Raw genomic sequence first — 17,423 nt, 5'->3', positions numbered from 1 at the left:
GTGTTATACGTTATCGCGGCCATTGTTATTGCCACGTTAATTGGTTATAGCACCTATACATTTGTAAAATTATTTTCCTGATGCGGACGTTTATTTACATAACGCGATATTAATATAAACGCCGGGTCGTATGTTGTTATTTGTGCGCAGTAATAATGTCTTTGTTTTATTCAAAAAGGTCAGCGGGTCTGATATTGCTTTACGTTACAGAATGCCGGACAATGACATTTTTAACTGACGATTAACATTACGATGAAACACCCGCTAGAATCGCTGCTCACCGCAGGCGGCATTTTATTACTGGCCCTGCTTTCGTGCCTGCTGCTCCCGGCGCCTTCGCTTGGGCTGGTGCTGGCGCAGAAGCTGGTTCAGACCTTTCACATGGTCGATCTTAATCAGCTTTACACCATTCTGTTCTGCGTGTGGTTTTTACTGCTCGGGGCGATTGAATTCTTCGTGCTGCGTTTCGTCTGGCGACGGTGGTTTTCCCTGGCATCCTGAGCCAATAAAAAAGCCGGGTGGCGGCTTCGCCTGGCCCGGCTTGTTTTGGTTTGCGTTCAATGCGTCCGGCTGTGGTTCTCCTTGCGGTACGCTCCAGGCGGCTGGTTGAACGTACGGGTGAAGATACGAGTAAACGTCTGCTGCGAGTCAAACCCGTAACGCAGGCAGATGTCATACACCCGGGCGTCGGATTCACGCAGATCGCGCGCCGCCAGCAGCAGCTTACGTTCACGGATATAACGCCCCAGACTCTCCCCTTTGTACTGCATAAATAGCCGCTGCAGGTGCCATTTCGAGTAACCCGCGTGGCGGGCAATCTCTTCAATTCGTAATGGCTGGTGCAGATTGTCGTCGATCCATTCGACGATAGTGTCTATGACTTGAGCGGAAATGGTCATACTGCTGTCCCCCTCTGCTTCTCGCTTAAACATTATTCCCACCACGCACGAAAGGTTTGTGCGCTGTCGCTTACCCGGACGGGCTCGCCCAGTTCCGGCGTCAGCAACCGATAATTTTTATCCTTGCTGGCTTTTGCCAGCTGGATCAGCGGATCGTTCCAGGCGTGTTTCGCCAGCACGAAGCGTCCGTTATGCCCCGGCACCACGGCTTTCGCGTTCAGGTCCGCCGAGGCCTGCGCCGTTTCCTCCGGCAGCATGTGGATGTACTTCCAGTCCTGGTCGTACTGGCCGTTTTCCATGATGGCGACGTCCACTTCGCCAAACTGTTCACCGATGGCCTTGAAGTGCGGGCCGTAACCGGAATCCCCGCTGTAGTAAACCTTCTGCTCTGGCGTGACGAACATGAAGCTGCCCCACAAAGTGCGATCGCGTTTGATGCCGCGACCGGAGAAGTGACGCGCTGGCAGAACGTGCACCGTCAATTCATCGCTGATGCGTACCGACTGGTTCCAGTCGCGCTCGTCAATAATCTCGGGCTTCATCCCCCAGTAGCGCAGGTGGGATCCCACGCCCAGCGGCGTCACCACGCGCTTTACCTTCGGCAGTAGCGCCCTGATGGTGGCGTAATCCAGATGATCGTAGTGATCGTGCGAAATAATCAGCAGGTCGATCTCCGGCATGCGTTCAGCGCGCCACGGATACTCGCCGGCAAAGGCCTTATTGAGGAACGAGAACGGCGCGGCATAGTTGCCAAGAACCGGGTCAATCAGGATGCGTTTACCCGCGAGCTGCAGATACCACGATGAGTGACCGAGCCACACCAGGGTGTCCTGCTCCAGCGGCAGGCTCGCAAGATCGGTTTTCACCAGCGGCAGCGGCTGGGCCGGGCGGGCGTTTTCGGTTTTTTTGGTCAGAAACTCCCACATCGCGACCAGCATATTTTTGTCACCGTTATAACCCGGCGTCGGCAGCGTATTGTGGAATTTCCCCTCGCGATACTGTGGGGAGGCCTCCACTTCAGTAAGCCGTTCACCCTGCGGCGGCTGGCCGAATCCGGCATTCAGAACAAACGGTAAACTCGCGGCTGAAGCAATAATCATGATTAACACCACGCAGATGAAGAGAGTTTTTTTCATATCCTGACCCGAAAACGCGCCCCATCCGATAGCGTGCGCAGGGTAAACTTGATTATGAGTGAGTAAGCACTCATTATAGATATGATGATAAAGTCGTCAAGACGTTTTCGATCTTTGACATTCCGCGTTGCAGCGTGTCAAAGCACGTGTTTCAATCAAGGTTTTTATAATTGGCAGGAGGAAAAATTTAGTGGCACGTCCGAAGAGTGAAGATAAAAAACAGGCCTTACTGGAAGCCGCAACGGTGGCGTTTGCACAGTCAGGTATTGCCGCCTCAACGGCGCTTATTGCCCGTAAGGCGGGCGTCGCCGAAGGCACCCTGTTCCGCTACTTTGCTACGAAAGACGATCTGCTGAATGCCCTCTATCTGCACCTGAAGCAGGATCTCTGCCAGACCATGCTGGCGAACCTCGATCGCACCATCACGCTGCCTAAAGAACATACCCGCAATATCTGGAACAGCTATGTGGACTGGGGCATTCGTAACCCCGTTGCGCATGCGGCGATCCGCCAGATTGGCGTCAGTGAAAAGCTGAGCGCCGAAACGGAACTGGCGGTGAAAGAGATGTTCCCGGAGCTGCATGAACTCTGCCGCCGCTCGGTGCGTCAGGTGTTTATGTCTGATGAGTTTAAAATGTTTGGCGATGCGCTTTTCTTATCGCTGGCCGAAAGCACAATGGAATTTGCCACCCGCGATCCGTCCCGAGCCGTTGAGTTTAAAGCGCTCGGCTTTGAGGTGATGTGGCGCGGGCTTGCCCAGGAAGAGAGCGATGGACAGTAAAACGTTGCAGGAGCACGCAAAACGCGTGGCGCTGGAGTTGCCGTTCACCGAACACTGCTGGCCGTTCGGGCCGGAGTTTGACGTGTTTAAAGTGGGTGGAAAAATTTTCATGATTGTGGCCGTCGCACACGGGCGCCCGCACGTCAGCCTGAAGTCAGCCCCGGAAAAATCGCTGTTAAATCAGCAAATTTATCGCGGCGTTGAACCGGGCTATCACCTCAACAAAAAGCACTGGATTTCCCTTTACGGCACTGAAGACGTGACGCCGGAACTGGTTACCGATCTCATTATTGATTCCTGGCATCTGGTGGTGGATAAACTGCCGAAAAAAGACCAGAAGTGGATCCGGCCGGTCTGATTGTTCGTCTGAGACGAACAGATTAAGCGCTCGAATTGCCCTTATCTTTTTCCGCGTCCCGCTGTAATCTGCTCACCTTTCGCGCCCGCACGCGGGCGAATTTCATCATCAGGAGTTGTTATGGATATCATTTCTGTTGCGCTGAAACGCCACTCCACCAAGGCGTTCGACGCAAGCAAAAAACTGACCGCTGAAGAAGCGGAAAAAATCAAAACCCTGCTGCAGTACAGCCCGTCAAGCACCAACTCCCAGCCGTGGCACTTCATCGTGGCCAGCACCGAGGAAGGAAAAGCGCGCGTGGCGAAATCCGCTGCGGGCACCTATGTGTTCAACGAACGCAAAATGCTGGATGCCTCTCACGTGGTGGTGTTCTGCGCGAAAACCGCGATGGACGATGCATGGCTGGAGCGCGTTGTCGACCAGGAAGAGGCCGATGGCCGTTTCAACACGCCGGAAGCTAAAGCCGCGAACCATAAGGGCCGCACCTACTTCGCCGACATGCACCGCGTGGATCTGAAAGATGACGACCAGTGGATGGCGAAGCAGGTTTACCTGAACGTCGGCAACTTCCTGCTGGGCGTGGGCGCTATGGGTCTGGACGCAGTACCGATTGAAGGTTTCGACGCCGCGATCCTCGACAAAGAGTTTGGCCTGAAAGAGAAGGGCTTCACCAGCCTGGTGGTGGTGCCGGTTGGGCATCACAGCGTGGAAGATTTCAACGCCACGCTGCCAAAATCTCGCCTGCCGCTGAGCACGATTGTGACCGAGTGCTGATCCCTTCTGGCACGTCGGGTTCCGGCGTGCCTGTTTTCAGTGACGCTTTCTTTGGGTTATGATTCTTCCTTCGATAAAGTTCACAAATACCCCCAGCAATTTGTAACAGCATAGAAATACTTATTCATAAAATCCATCATATATTTTTTATATTATATTCTTTCCGTAAGCCTTTTTTTATTAATGCATATCAATACTCTCCTTTAGTTTCATAAACACCACGAATCCATTGCGCAAAATTCAAACAAATCAATTTAGTTTTATCACTAAAGGCACACCGTAATAAAAAGACATATTGAAATAAATAATTACAAGTCTTTTAAAGGATTTTTGATTTCGCATGATTCCATTTAAAACCCATTTTAACACACGATGGGCGTTATTATTTCAAGGAATACAAGGATAGAGATATGAAAAATAAATGTGCAGTAAGCACCCACCTCACACGTCAGGTTTTGCACGCCAAACTCGCGCCGACCTGTTTCGCTACTATGTTAGCTCTGGGCATGATCATGCCTGTTCACGCTGCCGTTGTTGCAGGAAATACGGAACAACCCGGTATCCACACTAATTCAAACGGTACAACGATTGTTGATATTAATAAAGCCAGCGCAGAAGGCGTCTCTCATAACGTCTACTCTGAATTTAACGTTGACACTCACGGTGTTATTCTTAATAACAGTGGCGCGGCGTCTAACACTCAGCTAGCAGGTATGATTGATGGCAATACAAATATGGCAAGCGGTAGTGCAAAAGTCATTCTAAATGAAGTACGCTCTTCCGACCCAAGCCAGTTAAATGGCATGATTGAAGTCGCTGGAAAATCTGCTCAGGTTATTATTGCTAACCCATCCGGGATTACCTGTGATGGATGTGGTTTTATTAATACGAATCACGCGACCTTAACCACCGGTACCGCCAATTTTGATGCAAACGGTAATGTAACAGGACTGGATATTAGCAAAGGCGAGGTTAACATTACCGGAAAAGGTATGGATACCCGCGCGGTTCAATATACAGATATTATCTCCCGGTCAGTCAAAGTTAACGCGAAGCTGCAGGCCAATGAGCTGAATATTATCACGGGTAACAACCATATTGATAAAAAGGGTCGTGTTCAGAAAAGATATGATGACAGCAAAGCTCCCGAATTAGCACTAGATGTATCTGCGCTGGGCTCAATGTATGCCAATAAAATCTTTATGGAAGGTACGGATACCGGTGTCGGCGTTCGTCTTGACCATACCGATCTTACTGCAAACGACACGCTTTCGATTGACGTTAATGGTAACGTCGAAAACAATGGCGGCCATGTGAATGCTGGAAACGCAGCAATGATCAAGGGTACCAGCGTAGTAAACCGTAACGGTCAAATTACCTCCGACGGCGTGGTCTCCATCACAGCAGATGAAATGGTTGATAACAGCCATGGCCTTATCAAAGCGGACATGGTTAACCTGGCGGGTAAAACTACTCTCAACACAGCTGGCTCAGTACAGGGAAATGCCAGCACCTTTGTGATGGCTGATTCACTGGATAATGCGCAGGGGGAAATACTCAGTAATGGCGAACTGTTGGTTCAACGCGCGTCTTATGCCTATAGTAATTCGGACGCCCGTGGCATAAACAATACTCAGGGCAAGATTGTGGCGAAGGGTGCTCTTAGCCTAGATACCACCAATATCGATAATACATCTGGCCAGCTCGCCAGTAACGCGTCAATGAACGTAACTACCCGCGCGCTAAACAACGAAAATGGGCTGATCTCAGCCGGTAATGGCTGGAATACGATCAGCGCCAATGTACTCAATAACAATAACGGCATTATTCAGTCCTTTGGTCACGACAGCCAACTGCAGTTGAGTGGCGACGATCTGCTTTCTAACCATAATGGGACTATCCATAGTGAAGGTTCACTTTCCGTAAATGGCGCACTGGATAATAGCTCGGGTGCCATCACCGCTGACAATGATATTTTCATGTATGCAAGGGCCTATAACTCTGACCTCAACAGCACACTTCAGGCAGGTCGTAATATTGATATGACCGTTACCGGTACGTTCCAGAATGCAGGGACTATCGCTGCTGGCCAAGACCTGGCTTTGAACATTGGTTCGAATGGCTGGAATAATTACGCTGGTCCAGTGACCAATAGCGGTAATATTACTGCAAAAGGTCATCTTGCAATGCAGATGAACAGCAGCGCACTGGAAAATAGCGGTACATTGACTGCCGATCAGATGGATCTTCAGCTGTCCGATCTTAATAACAGTGGTTCCATTTTAAGTAAAAACGACATCAATTTAAACCTTAATAATCTGAATAATCTGCGCAGCGGAGACATTAAGTCGGATCGTAACATTACAATCAATGCCTCAGCTGTGACTACAGAAGCGGGCAGCCAGCTCCAGGCAGGAGGTGACACCACACTTAACCTAATGAATAACCTTCAAAACGATGGTGAAATCCGCTCTGCGAATGATATCAACATGTTCATTTCCGGCGGCTACGGCTACTATCCATCTTCAGTCTATAACACAGGTGTTATCAGCGCTGGCAATAAACTTAATGCTCAGATGGAACGGATCAACCTTATCAACGGAGGAACGCTGTCGGCAGAAAATGGTATCAATGTCACCAGCAACACTTTGACGAATAGCGGTAACATAACCAGTGCCGAGGATGTTCAGTTAAACACTTACAATGGTATAAATAACGAAAAGGGTGGAATCATCACTGGCAAGTATGTCCGAACCACTGGTTTCGTAAATAACACAGGAGTAATTAATCAGACTGGCACTGACAATCCGGACAATAATGTAATCACCCCTGATAGTAACAATACTTCCATCGACAACTCCGGCTTTATTAATGACAATAACAGCTGGAATGGAAATAATATGGATAATAGCACCAGCTATAATTCAATTAAACCAAACGGCACTCCCGAGGGTAATGGTGTTTGGGAAAATGGCATGGTCTTTTATCCTGGCGATACCTACTTCGGCAGAACCATTACTGAAATAGTCTATTTCCCTGGCGGATATGGCATTAACACCGCTATGTAATAATCCATGACTCTCAAAGCCCCATTTTTGGTTATGGGGCTTTTTATTTCTTTAAACCAGGGTTAAACATCCTCAGAATCTCTGAAGCCAATAACATGATTATCTCTTACCCTCGCCTCGCTGTCTTTTTAGCGTCGCTCCTCGTAATGTCGGCCGGTTACGTAAAGGCTGAGTCTGCGACCACTCAGCAACAGGATCAGGCCAGGCATGACCAGCTGGCGCCTCAAAGTAAGTCGCTGCTTTCTGCAGAAGGAACGCGCGCAAGTGATACATTGATTCTGACCAAAGAAGCTTTTTGCTATGATATCCAGCACGTCGTTATTGATGGCGCAGAGTCGCTTCCACATTGGCTGACTTTTCGCGATCTCATAAAACAGACGGAGAAACAGTGTGTTGGTTCCGGGGGCATTAAAAACCTTCATACTGCGATGCAGAATCGCCTCATTTCTCATGGATTTATTACTACTCGCATATTAGTTCCCAAGCAGAATTTACGTAATGGTATTTTACATTTTACAATTCTGCCTGGTCGCATCAGCGAAATAGACATAAAAGAGTTAAACGGTCATCCTTTACATGCATGGAACAATATTCCGGAAGGCCAAAACGATCTTCTCGATTTACGCGGGCTAGAGCAAGGCTTAGAGAATGTGCAGCGCATACCCGGCACTCAGGCAAGTATACGTTTGCTTCCCGGCAATCGTCCCGGGGATACTCGTATTGAGGTGACCCGCAAACAGCCAAAATCCTGGCGCCTGGGCTCATGGTTTGATGATTCAGGCAGTAAACACACCGGACGTTATCAGGGAGGGCTCGCTTTTTATCTTGATAACGCAACCTCATTAAATGACATGTTTTACATTGCTTATGGTGGCGGATTCAAAAATGAAGATGGTCGTCGCAACGATAACAGCTCGGCCTTTTATTCTGTTCCATTGGGATACTGGTCGCTTGACCTTTATGCCAGCCATTATCGTTCCACGCAAACTCTCCGCAACGGTGAATTTCGCTACCAGTACAGCAGCGACGAAAAATTAATGACGGCTGCCCTGAACCGCGTAATCTTCCGCAGCGCCAGTCAGAAAACCACGCTGGCTTTTAAAACGATCAAGCGTGACTCACGCTATGACCTTAATGACGTGGAAGTGGAAGTACAGCATCGGGATACCAGCAGCTGGCAGTTAAGCCTGAATAACATTGCCTATTTTTCAGCGGGTCAACTTACGACCAGTTTCGGATACCAGCATGCGGCTCCGTGGTTTGGTGAACAACCTGATGCTGAAGAGCTGGTGGGCAGCGCTGATCCACAGGCAAGGATCCTTACGCTTAAAGTTGATGGGGTATTCCCTTTCAAACTGGCCGGAAATGCTTTTAGCTACGAGCCGCATTTTATGCAGCAAACGTCACCAGATCGGCTCACCCAACCGGATAAGTTCACTATTGGCAACCGCTGGACTGTGCGAGGCTTTGATGGAGAAATGTCGATCTATGCGGATAAGGGCTGGTATCTACGCAATGACATTGATCTTAACCTGCCACAGTGGGGGATGCAGCCCTATATTGGCGTGGATTACGGTGAGGTTAGCGGCTCTGAAAATGATTACTGGAGTGGCGCACACCTTGCCGGGACAGTGGCTGGCATTCGAGGCGTCAAAGGTCAATTTGGCTATGACTTTTTCATCGGTACCCCGCTTTCAAAGCCGGATGAACTGCATACCAGTCCCGTCACGCTGGGTGTTTCGCTCCAGTGGCAATACTGATGCCTGACCGCCCGCTCGAGACATATCAGGATCAGTCACTCCCTGAGAGGGTTAAAACGTGTTTTTACCCTCTTCAGGCTACTCGTTTGCGCAGCGATGTTCACCTCTGCTATAATCTGAACACCACTGGCAGCTTAACCTATTACCGCAACACCTTATGCGGAAACTGTTTACAGTCAAAATATAAACATCACTTCGCTCATAATTCTGACTTGCTAATAGCCGATCCCGACACGTTATCTTCTCTATGTTTTTGTCCTTTGTTATCTTCAGCGTTTTAAGGACGGTTTATTTTCATCAGTAATGATCTTAGCAACTCGCAGGAATATGTAATTTGTGTTCTACACATTCAGTTATTTTGATTAAATGTAAGCACTCCCAGGAATAATACAAAATCATGAAACCTGAAAATGAAGAAAAAAGAATAATTGCAGCAATTACAAATCCACACCGTGTCCGACAAGCAGTTTCACGGCAAATAATCACTATGGAGAAATATCCCGAACCGATGACGCTGGTTATCCATGAGGGGATGATGGCAGCCTATCGCACCAGAGGAAAATTGCTCATGAAATACTTTCAGGGCCCGATGTTAGTGGGTATGAATGCCCTGATGGACATGAATGCGAATCTTTGTTTTAAAGCCTGCGGTGAGGTTAAATATGAAATCATTCCACGAAATGAAGTATTGAATATCATCGACCGGGAACGCCTCTGGAAAGAAGCTGCTCTACTCTATATGTTTGGAATCAAGCGACTCATTGAAATCAATAACGTCTCTGTAGGCCTGTCAACTTATGAGATAATACGAGAAAACATCATTGCATTAATAAATGAGAAAGACGATTTACGTCTGACAATTAATGTCTGTGATTATATCCAGGAAAAAACACGTCTTTCGCGCAGCCGCGTCATGAAAATTCTGAGCGATCTGCGCATCGATGGTCATATAGACATTAAACGCGGCATACTTATAGCAGTGCATAAACTGCCAGAAAAGTACTAGTTAACACCTGGCGCGAAGCCACTCGCGGTGCTAAATCTTTTTTTTCTCCAGCCATGCCATCGCCCGCTCCCCTGCTTCATCCACCGGCAGATACACCAGCAGCCGCGAGCCGTTTCGCGGCGCGGAATACCAGTACATCTGCTGCAGCGTAAAATCCCCCAGCTCGGGATGGGTAAACAGCTTGAGCTGGTTCTCCACGCCGCGCACTTCGTTGCGCTGGTGCCACAGGGTTTTGAACTCTTCGGAGACCGCGAAGAAGCGCGCCAGTTTGGCCTCCCACAGCGGATCGCCCCGGTGTTCGGCCATCGCCGCGCGGAAATAGGAGACAAAGATGGGTAGCACGTCGTCGCGTCTGCCGAGGCGCGCGCGCCACGCCGGATGCGTGAGGAACAGATAAATACAGTTGCGATCTTCGGGAGGGATGTCATTGAAATCGACGCCCATCAGATGCCCGAAGCTGTCGTTCCACGCCACGATATCGAAGTTCGGTTTCTGAATGCTGGCGGGTTTCGGCATCAGCGTATCCAGCAGGCGGCGCGTGCCTTCGCTGATGCCCTCGCAGCAGACCGCCTGCGGCGCTTCACCCGGCGGTAAACCGGCTAATACAAACAGGTGCCGGGCTTCAGTTGGGGTACATTGCAGCGCTTTTGCCACGGCCGCCATCACCGCGCTGGACGGATTGACGTCCCTGCCCTGCTCAAGCCAGGTGTACCAGGTCACGCCCACGTCCGCAAGCATCGCCACCTCTTCCCGACGAAGACCCGGCGTGCGGCGGCGGCCGCTGCGCGGCAGGCCGAGACGCTGCGGATCGAGGCTTTCACGCCGGGTGCGTAAAAATGCCCCGAGCTGTTTTCGGGTGTCATCCTGAAGTGAGACGACAGGTTCAGACATCAGCGCCATAAATCCCCCTGCATGGTAGTGCCAGTACCAGTATAAGCAAGAACTGGTACCCGTTTATCTGATGGTAGATGCTACGACCATCTGATGAATGACGCAATGGAGTTACCATGAATACGTCAGTTGTTTCACCGGGCCGCGCTGGCCTGATATTGCTGCTAACCGGCCAGATGCTGCCGATGATTGATACCTCAATCACCAACGTGGCGCTGGACGCCATCACCCATTCGCTGCACGCTACCGCCACCGAGCTGGAGCTGATTATGGCCCTTTACGGCGTGGCCTTCGCCGTCTGCCTGGCGCTCGGCAGCAAGCTGGGGGATAACTTTGGCCGTCGGCGTCTGTTCATGTGGGGTGTAGCGAGCTTTGGCCTGGCCTCGCTGCTGTGCGGGATGGCGGGGAACATTGAACAGCTGCTGGCCGCGCGCATCGTTCAGGGCGCGGGTGCCGCACTCATCATGCCGCAAATTCTTGCCACGCTGCACGTGACGCTGAAAGGTACGGCGCATGCAAAAGCCATCAGCCTGTTCGGCGGCATCGGCGGGATTGCGTTTATCGTCGGGCAGATGGGCGGCGGCTGGCTGGTATCGGCGGATATCGCCGGGCTGGGCTGGCGAAACGCCTTCTTTATCAACGTGCCGATTTGTCTGGTGGTGCTGGCGCTGAGCCGTCGCTTCGTACCGGAAACCCGTCGTGAGACGCCGTCACGCATCGACTGGCCGGGTACCGTGTTGCTGGCCATTATGCTTTGCTGCCTGCTGTTCCCGATGGCGCTCGGCCCGCAGTGGCACTGGTCCTGGCCGTTGAAGGCGATGCTATTCGCCCTTGTCCCGCTGGCCTGGCTGATGGCGCTGAATGCGCGCAAAAAGGAGCGTGAGAATGCCCACCCGCTGATCCCGCCGCGCCTGCTTTCGCTTCGCAGCGTCCGCTTTGGCATTCTGATTGCGATGCTCTTTTTCAGCGTCTGGTCCGGTTTTATGTTCTGTATGGCGCTCACCATGCAAACCGGTCTGGGGATGGCCCCATGGCAGTCCGGAAACAGTTTTATCGCCCTTGGCGTGACCTACTTTGTTTCGGCCTGGTTCGCGCCGCGGCTGATTGCCCGCTACAGCACCAGCACTATTCTGCTGACGGGTCTGGCAATCCAGATTACTGGCCTGCTGGCGCTGATGGCGACGTTCCGGCTGTGGGGCATGAACAACACCACCCTGACGCTGGCACCCGCCACCGGACTGGTGGGCTACGGGCAAGCGCTGATCGTGAACAGCTTCTACCGCATCGGGATGCGCGATATTCAGCCTAACGACGCCGGGGCCGCGAGTGCCATTCTCAGTACCCTGCAGCAGGCCGCGCTGGGGCTTGGCCCGGCCATTTTTGGCGCCATTTTGCTGCACGCGCTGCAGAACCATCACGGGGATTACACCCAGGCAGTTAACGTCTTCCTGATGGTGGAAACGGCGATGATGGTGGTGCTTGCCCTGGCGACGCTGCGCATCCGCCATCGCCTGTGTCTGCCGGTGGCGAAGATCTGCCAGGCCACCAAATAAGCCTGTGAATTTGCATAATAGATCCGCAGCCGCCATTATGGGGCTGCAAAAATACAGGAGACGTTATGCAGGAATTGATTGCTCAGGTTGAAGAGTTAGGCATTGAAATTAATCACACCACCTCTTTAGTGATTATCTTTGGTATTATTTTTCTTACCGCCATCATCGTTCATTTTATTCTGCACAAAGGCGTGCTTCGCGCATTCGAAAAACGCGCGCAGGCCAGCAGCCATTTATGGCTGCAGATCATCACCCAGAATAAATTATTTCACCGTCTGGCCTTTACCCTGCAGGGGATAATCGTCAACGTCCAGGCGGTACTGTGGCTGCAAAAAGGCAGCGAAGCGGCGGAAATACTCACCACCTGCGCGAAGCTGTGGGTGATGGTGTATGCCCTGCTCTCCTTCTTCTCGCTGCTGGACGTGATTTTCAATCTGTCGCAGAAAATGGCCACCGCATCACAGCTGCCGCTGAAGGGGATTTTCCAGGGCATCAAGCTGGTGAGCGCCATCCTGGTGGGAATACTGATTATCTCCCTGCTGATTGGTCAGTCCCCGGCGATTCTGATCAGCGGTCTGGGCGCCATGGCCGCCGTTCTGATGCTGGTGTTTAAAGACCCGATACTGGGACTGGTGGCGGGGATTCAGCTTTCCGCCAACGACATGCTCAAGCTCGGTGACTGGCTGGAGATGCCGAAATACGGTGCCAACGGCACGGTGACGGACATCGGCCTGACCACCGTTAAGGTGCGAAATTTCGATAATACGATTACGACCATTCCGACGTGGGCGCTGGTCTCCGACGCCTTTATCAACTGGAGCGGCATGTCGGCCTCCGGCGGTCGACGCATTAAGCGCAGCCTGAACATTGATACCACCAGCATTCATTTTCTCGACGAGCAAGAACAGCAGAAACTTATTCAGGCGAAACTGCTTAAGCCCTATCTGGCCGCTCGACATGAGGAAATAAACCTGTGGAATCAGAAGAACGGTGAAGGGGAATCGGTATTAAACCTTCGCAAGATGACCAATATTGGCACCTTCCGCGCCTACCTGAACGAATATCTTCGCAACCACCCTCGCATTCGCAAAGATATGACGCTGATGGTGCGTCAGTTGGCGCCTGACGCGAATGGCTTGCCGATTGAAATATATGCCTTTACCAATACGGTGGTCTGGGCAGAATATGAGGAGATACAGGCCGACATCTTCGACCATATTTTCGCGGTGGTGGATGAATTTGGTCTGCGTATTCACCAGTCGCCGACGGGGAATGATATTCGCTCCCTGTCGGGGGTCATCGTCAGATAATCAGTTTCGGACACCGGGCGTGAAGGCAGGTGCGGTCAGGTGCCTTCACCCCGGCCCTCTCCCACGGGGAGAGGGTGAAAAGCAGATCACTTTTTTCGGGATAGCTTAAACGCCACAAACAGGAAGATAACCCACACCGGCAGCAGCATCGCGGACAGGCGCATCTCATCCATGGTGCACATCAGCACCAGAATCAGCCCCAGGAAAGCGATACAGATGTAGTTCCCCGCCGGGTAAAGCAGCGCTTTGAACTGCGTTTCGCGTCCCTTGCGACGCATCGCGGCGCGAAAGCGCAGGTGCGCCAGGCAGATCATGATCCAGTTCAGCAGCAGCGTGGCGACAACCAGCGCCATCAGCAGGCCGAAGGCCTCTTTCGGCAGGAGGTAGTTGATCAGCACCACCAGCGACGTGATGGCCCCTGACAGCAACAAAGAGTTCACCGGCACGCCGCGACGGCTAACGCGGGTTAAAAAGCGCGGTGCGTTGCCCTGTACGGAGAGGCCAAACAGCATACGGCTGTTTGAGTAAACGCCGCTGTTATAGACCGACAGCGACGCCACCAGAATGACGAAGTTCAGCGCCGAGGCGACCACGTTGCTGTTCAGATCGTGGAAAATCATCACGAACGGGCTGCTGTCGGACTTCACTTCCACCCACGGATAGAGGGCCAGCAAGACCACCAGCGAGCCGATGTAGAACAGCAGGATCCGATACACCACCTGGTTAACCGCTTTTGGAATGCTTTTATGCGGGTCGCGCGCTTCGGCGGCGGTAATGCCAATTAGCTCCAGCCCACCGAAGGAGAACATGATCACCGCCAGGGAGAGAATCAGCCCTTTCCAGCCGGTGGCGAGGAAGCCGCCGTGCTGCCACAGGTTGTCGATCGTGGCGCGCTCGCCGCCGTGGCCAGAGAACAGCAGCCACAGGCCAAAGCCGATCATGCCGATAATCGCCAGCACCTTGATCAGCGCAAACCAGAATTCGGTTTCGCCATACAGGCGGACGTTGACGAGGTTAACGGCGTTAATAATGATGAAGAAGGCCGCCGCCCAGACCCACGTCGGGACATCCGGCAGCCAGTACTGCATATAGATGCCTGCGGCGGTTAACTCCGCCATCCCCACCAGCACGAACATTACCCAGTAGTTCCAGCCGGACAGGAAGCCGGCAAATGGGCCCCAGTATTTATAAGCAAAGTGCGCGAAGGAGCCTGAAACCGGCTCTTCAACGACCATCTCGCCAAGCTGGCGCATGATCAGGAAGGCAATAATCCCGGCGATACCATAACCCAGCAGAACCGCCGGGCCAGCCATCTGAATAGCGGGGCCGATGCCGAGAAACAGCCCGGTACCGATTGCGCCGCCAAGGGCAATTAACTGAATATGTCGATTTTGCAACCCACGTTGCAGCGTCGGATTCTGATCCGACGAGGCTTCGGCGCTACCATGGCCTGAAGCGGATGACGCGTCTTTCACGTCCTACCCCTGTCTCTTTTTTAGAAGGGGCACGTTTTAACACTTCATGCTGGAGGTAGCAAGGGATTGGGGCATCCCTGCCCCGGATAACGAGATGGAACGCTTAGAATTCGTAGCCAACCGAAACCTTAAAGGTGCGCGGTTCGCCCTGCGTAATATAGGTACCGGAATCGTCCACGCTGGACCAGTAGTTTTCATTGGTCACGTTGTCGATTCCCGCGCGAACGGTCATCTGGTTTGCATTGTGGTTCACCGCGAAGCGATAGCGCATCCCCAGATCCAGCGTGGTGTAGCTGTCCAGCTTTTTGGTGTTTGCAAGGTCAGCATATTGCGCGCCGGAGTGGTTCACGCGGGCGGTGGCAGTCAGGCCGTTAATCGGCTTGATGTCGTACTCTGCGCCCAGCACGGCGTAAAAGTTCGGAATACCGATCGCATCGTTACCTTGATTCACGCCATTTTTGGTTTTGGTTAGCTCAGCCTGCAGCCAGGTAGCGCTGGCGTTCAGACGCATCCCCAGCATTGGCTCGCCGAAGACGTTCAGCTCCACGCCACGGTTACGCTGTTCAGCGTCAAGGCCGTAGTGACCGCTGTCGTCGAGGATCGCCGACGGCATTTTGATTTCGAACAGCGCAAGCGATCCGCCTACGCGGCCAAAGTCCGCCTTCACGCCCACTTCATTCTGCTTAGAGTGAACGATACCGGTGCTCTGGCCGTAGTTGGTGGCGGTATTAGGCGCGGTTTTGCCCGGCTGCAGCGCTTCGGTATGGTTGGCATAGAGGGAAAGCGTCTCCCACGGCTTGTAGACCACGCCGTAGGTTGGCATCCAGCGGCTGCCGTCGAAGCCATCCGCCGCGTTTTCCGCACCGGTAATTTTGTTATACCCGCGAATGACCACTTTCTGGTGGCGGGCGCCGGCGGTGAACAGCAGTTTGTCGTCCAGCACACCCAGCGTATCGCTCAGCAGCCAGCCCTGGGTGCGGGTGCGTCCGCTGGTCAGCGGATCGCTGTACTTTCCGCCAGAGCCGTTGAAGTTAGTGCTGTCCGGAATATCGACGCCGGTATTGTGGTAGATGTTGGTGGTCGGGTTATCCTTCGCAGCCGACATTTTCCACGCGATTTTTTCGTTTTTGGTCATCGCCGAATAGCCGACGTTTACCTTGTGCGAGATAAAACCGGTATCAAAGTTACCGCGAATGCCCGCCATGCCGCTGACGGAATCGCTGATACGGTTGGTATCAAGGCGGCTGGCCGTTGCCTTACCGCTTTTATCCACCAGCTTCGGCGCGCTGTAGATCCCTTCTTCGTGCGCGTGCTGCGCGCCCAGGCCGGTATAGGCGGTCCAGCCGTCGGTGATGTCGTACTCGCTGCGCCACATCCCGAACTCGTTTTCGATGTTGCTGTAGGCCCACTTCTGCGAGAAGTTGCGATCGTTTTTCGGCGGCTCGGGCACGAAATCCACCGCGGAAATATTGACGCTGGTCGGGCTGCCGTGGAAGGTTTTCTTCTGATAGCCGAGATCCAGCGAGGTGCGGAAGCGGTCACCGCTGTAATCCAGGCCGGTAGAGAGCAGCGTGGTGCGGCGGCGGTCATTCGGTATGCCGGTTTTCCCTTCGCGATGGACCAGGTTCACCCGCGCGCCAAACTGGTCGCTGTCGCCGTAGCGACGGCCCGCATCCAGCGTGGTGCCAATCTGGGAATCAGAGGTATAGTCGATGCCCACTTTCGCCTGCGGGAGTTCGCCCGCGTGTTTAGGTTCAAGGTTGATCATCCCGCCCACGCCGGAGCTCGCCGCGCCGTTCATCAGCGAGTTGGCCCCTTTGAAGATCTCGATGCGATCGACCATCTGGGTATCTACTACCTGCCGCGGCAGCACGCCGGACAGACCGCCAAAGGTCATGTCGTCACCGTCAAACTTCAGGCCGCGGATGCGGTAGGTTTCCGCGCTGTTGCCATACCCCTGAACGAACTGCACGCCCGCGTCGTTAGCGACCACGTCAGCAATGGTTTTCGCCTGCTGATCTTCCACCAGCTTTGAGGTGTAGCTGATGATGTTGAACGGCACGTCCATGGCGTTCTGCTGGCCCAGCATTCCCATGCGTCCGCCGTTCGCCACCTGTCCGTCAAGGAAGGCCGGTACCAGCTGGTCGCCACCGGGTTTGAACTCGCTGGCAGGCTTAGCCTGCACGATGAGGGTATCTTCTTTTTGATCGTCAGCCGCGAAGGCGGAATGTGTTATTGCGCCAACGGCGAGCGCCAGCAGCGTTTTGTGTATGTTGGTGTTGTTCATCGTTAACTCATTTGAAAGTGCGCGCAAAAATGACCCGTTGTCGGGCCTTAGAATGTGTTTGCTGAAATGCAAATGAGAACTATACGCATTATAAATGCATTAGCAAGTGTAACCGCGTTCATGAG

The 17,423-nt window shown here is 52.7% G+C and carries 14 protein-coding genes; 9 read left to right on the top strand and 5 right to left on the bottom strand.

Translation table 11 applies throughout. The features are described from left to right. The first annotated feature begins 252 nt into the window (after positions 1-252). Entirely contained in the window at positions 253-501 is a 249-nt protein-coding gene (locus ELK40_RS06130) for a DUF1158 domain-containing protein (protein ID WP_013097677.1), read from the top strand. A 56-nt stretch (positions 502-557) separates the two neighbouring features. Here the strand turns inward: ELK40_RS06130 and ELK40_RS06125 are convergent, their stop codons facing one another. Both ELK40_RS06125 and ELK40_RS06120 read right to left on the bottom strand, forming a co-directional pair. Next, on the bottom strand, positions 558-899 hold the full coding sequence (locus tag ELK40_RS06125) for a RamA family antibiotic efflux transcriptional regulator (protein WP_047650664.1): 342 nt from the start codon (positions 897-899) through the stop codon (positions 558-560). Positions 900-931: 32 nt separating this feature from the next. Beyond that, positions 932-2,035: an MBL fold metallo-hydrolase gene (locus ELK40_RS06120; RefSeq protein WP_115874418.1), complete on the bottom strand. Its 1,104-nt coding sequence runs from the start codon at positions 2,033-2,035 to the stop codon at positions 932-934. Between the two features lie 190 nt (positions 2,036-2,225). On the opposite strand from ELK40_RS06120, the gene ELK40_RS06115 reads away from it, so the two are divergent. From ELK40_RS06115 to ELK40_RS06090, 6 genes are all read left to right on the top strand, one after another. After that, positions 2,226-2,816 carry a TetR/AcrR family transcriptional regulator gene (locus ELK40_RS06115; protein WP_115874417.1) on the top strand — a complete coding sequence of 197 codons (591 nt, stop codon included), beginning with the start codon at positions 2,226-2,228 and terminating at the stop codon, positions 2,814-2,816. Beyond that, the gene (locus ELK40_RS06110) at positions 2,806-3,174 is read left to right on the top strand and encodes an MmcQ/YjbR family DNA-binding protein (RefSeq protein WP_115874416.1); all 369 of its coding nucleotides are present in this window, start codon (positions 2,806-2,808) and stop codon (positions 3,172-3,174) included. Before ELK40_RS06115 ends, ELK40_RS06110 begins: the two co-directional genes overlap by 11 nt. A 120-nt stretch (positions 3,175-3,294) precedes the next feature. Further along, positions 3,295-3,948, top strand: coding sequence for an oxygen-insensitive NAD(P)H nitroreductase (nfsB, locus tag ELK40_RS06105; protein ID WP_115874415.1), 654 nt, complete (start codon positions 3,295-3,297; stop codon positions 3,946-3,948). Between the two features lie 410 nt (positions 3,949-4,358). Continuing rightward, positions 4,359-7,016, top strand: a complete 2,658-nt coding sequence (locus tag ELK40_RS06100) for a filamentous hemagglutinin N-terminal domain-containing protein (RefSeq protein ID WP_115874414.1) — start codon at positions 4,359-4,361, stop codon at positions 7,014-7,016. Between the two features lie 146 nt (positions 7,017-7,162). Further along, on the top strand, positions 7,163-8,776 hold the full coding sequence (locus ELK40_RS06095; RefSeq protein ID WP_244599410.1) for a ShlB/FhaC/HecB family hemolysin secretion/activation protein: 1,614 nt from the start codon (positions 7,163-7,165) through the stop codon (positions 8,774-8,776). 397 nt (positions 8,777-9,173) lie between these two features. Continuing rightward, the gene (locus ELK40_RS06090; protein ID WP_115874412.1) at positions 9,174-9,782 is read left to right on the top strand and encodes a helix-turn-helix domain-containing protein; all 609 of its coding nucleotides are present in this window, start codon (positions 9,174-9,176) and stop codon (positions 9,780-9,782) included. Positions 9,783-9,812: 30 nt separating this feature from the next. Here the strand turns inward: ELK40_RS06090 and ELK40_RS06085 are convergent, their stop codons facing one another. Then, positions 9,813-10,682 carry a helix-turn-helix transcriptional regulator gene (locus ELK40_RS06085; RefSeq protein WP_127729867.1) on the bottom strand — a complete coding sequence of 290 codons (870 nt, stop codon included), beginning with the start codon at positions 10,680-10,682 and terminating at the stop codon, positions 9,813-9,815. Positions 10,683-10,789: 107 nt separating this feature from the next. Between ELK40_RS06085 and ELK40_RS06080 the strand changes: the two genes are divergently transcribed. Both ELK40_RS06080 and ELK40_RS06075 read left to right on the top strand, forming a co-directional pair. After that, entirely contained in the window at positions 10,790-12,226 is a 1,437-nt protein-coding gene (locus ELK40_RS06080) for an MFS transporter (RefSeq protein ID WP_127729864.1), read from the top strand. A 65-nt stretch (positions 12,227-12,291) separates the two neighbouring features. Further along, positions 12,292-13,536 (top strand): mechanosensitive ion channel family protein, encoded by a 1,245-nt coding sequence (locus tag ELK40_RS06075; protein ID WP_127729861.1) that lies wholly within the window; start codon positions 12,292-12,294, stop codon positions 13,534-13,536. A gap of 86 nt (positions 13,537-13,622) precedes the next feature. Here the strand turns inward: ELK40_RS06075 and pheP are convergent, their stop codons facing one another. Together pheP and ELK40_RS06065 are read right to left on the bottom strand one after the other, a co-directional pair. Next, positions 13,623-15,011: a phenylalanine transporter gene (pheP, locus tag ELK40_RS06070; protein ID WP_115874408.1), complete on the bottom strand. Its 1,389-nt coding sequence runs from the start codon at positions 15,009-15,011 to the stop codon at positions 13,623-13,625. Between the two features lie 103 nt (positions 15,012-15,114). Next, positions 15,115-17,298, bottom strand: a complete 2,184-nt coding sequence (locus ELK40_RS06065) for a TonB-dependent siderophore receptor (protein WP_127729858.1) — start codon at positions 17,296-17,298, stop codon at positions 15,115-15,117. Positions 17,299-17,423 lie beyond the last annotated feature (125 nt).

Source organism: Enterobacter sp. N18-03635 (assembly GCF_004006055.1).
Lineage (GTDB): Bacteria > Pseudomonadota > Gammaproteobacteria > Enterobacterales > Enterobacteriaceae > Enterobacter > Enterobacter vonholyi.
The sequence above is the reverse complement of the archived record's forward strand: the minus strand, read 5'-3'. Positions and strand labels throughout refer to the sequence as shown.